Source organism: Burkholderia sp. Ac-20353 (genome assembly GCF_017104785.1).
Taxonomy (GTDB): Bacteria; Pseudomonadota; Gammaproteobacteria; order Burkholderiales; family Burkholderiaceae; genus Burkholderia.
The window spans coordinates 1-2,013 of sequence record NZ_JAAGPL010000434.1 but is presented as its reverse complement, the minus strand read 5'-3'; the positions used below and the strand labels follow the sequence as shown (position 1 = coordinate 2,013).

The following is a 2,013-nucleotide window of genomic DNA, read 5'->3' as shown; positions in this document are numbered from 1 at the left end:
AGGTTCCGCCCCTCGTTCCCCACACGACGCTCGTCCGATCTCCGGCGGCGCGACGGCCGCGAGCCATGCGGCGAGGCCCATCAGGCGGCCGCGCCGGCCCGTGTTCAGCGCGGCTTCGATGCGTGCGGCAAGGCGCCCGAACGCGACGAGCGGATGCGCGGCCGACGGTTCGCCGAGCACGCGGTCGACGATCACGGCGACGATCGCGAGGATCGCGACCGCAGGCAACGACAGCATCAGCATGACGCGGGCTCCGTCTTGATCGCAACCGGCAGTCCGGCGACGAGCAGCGTGACGCGCGTCGCGAGCGCGGCGACGCGCTGGTTGAGGCGGCCGAGCTCGTCGACGTAGCGGCGCGTCACCGCGCCGAGCGGCACGACGCCGAGCCCGATCTCGTTGCTGACGACGATCACCTTCGCGCGCGCGTTGCGCAGCGCCGTTTCGAGCGCCGCGACGCGCGCTTCGTATTGCGCGTCGTCGTGCGGGTCGCCGTCGGCCGGGCACAGCAGGTTCGTGAGCCACAGCGTCAGGCAGTCGACGAGCAGGCACGCATCGGGATCGTCGAGCTGCGCGAGCGTTTCGGCGAGCGCGACGGGTGCGTCGGCGAAGCCCCAGTTCGCGGGCCGGCGCGCGCGATGATGCGCGATCCGTTGCGCGAATTCGGCATCGGCCGCATACGCGGTCGCGACATAGGTGACGGCGCGGCCGCTGTCGGCCGCGAGCCGCTCGGCGTACGCGCTCTTGCCCGAGCGCGCGCCGCCGAGGACGAAGGTGAGGTCGTGCGGATTCATCGCGTGATTGTAACGGTGCAGGCGATAATGCGGCCTTCGTTTCGCCACGCCTTTGACCCGATGAATGCACCCGAACTGCGGCCGCGCGGCACGCTGATGATCCAGGGCACGACGTCCGACGCGGGCAAGAGCACGCTCGTCGCGGGCCTGTGCCGCCTTGCGCGCCGCGCCGGCGCGCGCGTCGCGCCGTTCAAGCCGCAGAACATGGCGCTGAACAGCGCGGTGACGGCCGATGGCGGCGAGATCGGCCGCGCGCAGGCGCTGCAGGCGCTCGCCGCGGGCGTCGAGCCGCATACCGATTTCAACCCCGTGCTGCTGAAGCCGACCAGCGACCGCGGCGCGCAGGTGATCATCCACGGCAAGGCGCGCGCGAACCTGAACGCGCGGGCGTACCACGACTACAAGCCGGTCGCGTTCGACGCGGTGCTCGAATCGTACGCGCGGCTGCGCGCCGGCTACGACACGGTGATCGTCGAGGGCGCGGGCAGTCCGGCCGAGATCAACCTGCGCGAAGGCGACATCGCGAACATGGGCTTCGCCGAGCGCGTCGATTGCCCGGTCGTGCTCGTCGCCGACATCGACCGCGGCGGCGTGTTCGCGCATCTGGTCGGCACGCTCGCGTGCCTGTCGGACAGCGAGCGCGCACGCGTGCGCGGCTTCGTGATCAACCGCTTCCGCGGCGATTTCAAGCTGCTCGAACCGGGCCTCGACTGGCTGCGCGCGCAGACCGGCAAGCCGGTGTTCGGCGTGCTGCCTTACCTGCACGGCCTCACGCTCGACGCGGAGGACATGCTGCCCGCGCAGGCGCGCAGCGGCGCCGCGAGTGGCAGCGCGGGCGTGCTGCGGGTCGTCGTGCCCGCGCTGCCACGCATCAGCAACCACACCGATTTCGATCCGCTGCGCGCGCATCCGCAGGTCGAGTTCACATACTGGAAGAGCGGCCCGGTGCCGGCCGCGGACCTGCTGATCCTGCCTGGCTCGAAGAGCGTGCAGCGCGACCTCGCGTGGCTGCGCGACGCGGGCTGGGACGCGGTGATCCGGCGGCACCTGCGCTACGGCGGCAAGCTGATCGGCGTCTGCGGCGGGATGCAGATGCTCGGCAGCGCGCTCGACGATCCGCTCGGCCTCGAGGGCGCGCCGGGCAGCGTGCCGGGGCTCGGGTTGCTCGATTACGCGACGACGCTGCAGCCGGACAAGACGCTGAAGAACGTGACAGGGCGGA

The 2,013-nt window shown here is 71.7% G+C and carries 2 protein-coding genes and 1 pseudogene; 1 reads left to right on the top strand and 2 read right to left on the bottom strand.

The window, feature by feature from the left end:
• Positions 1-243: pseudogene (locus G3N94_RS41005) on the bottom strand (cobalamin biosynthesis protein); the annotation flags it as partial.
• Complete coding sequence (cobU, locus tag G3N94_RS41000; RefSeq protein ID WP_205799865.1) at positions 237-791, bottom strand: bifunctional adenosylcobinamide kinase/adenosylcobinamide-phosphate guanylyltransferase; 555 nt, start codon at positions 789-791, stop codon at positions 237-239. The gene cobU and the pseudogene G3N94_RS41005, both read right to left, overlap by 7 nt.
• A gap of 60 nt (positions 792-851) precedes the next feature.
• On the opposite strand from cobU, the gene G3N94_RS40995 reads away from it, so the two are divergent.
• Positions 852-2,013: cobyric acid synthase (locus tag G3N94_RS40995; protein WP_205799864.1), on the top strand; the 1,162-nt coding region annotated here is incomplete at its 3' end.

What these genes read in the sequence shown, in the direction of transcription:
- cobU (WP_205799865.1), bottom strand. Translation starts at nt 791, where the DNA reads ATGAATCCGCACGACCTCACCTTCGTCCTCGGCGGCGCGCGCTCGGGC.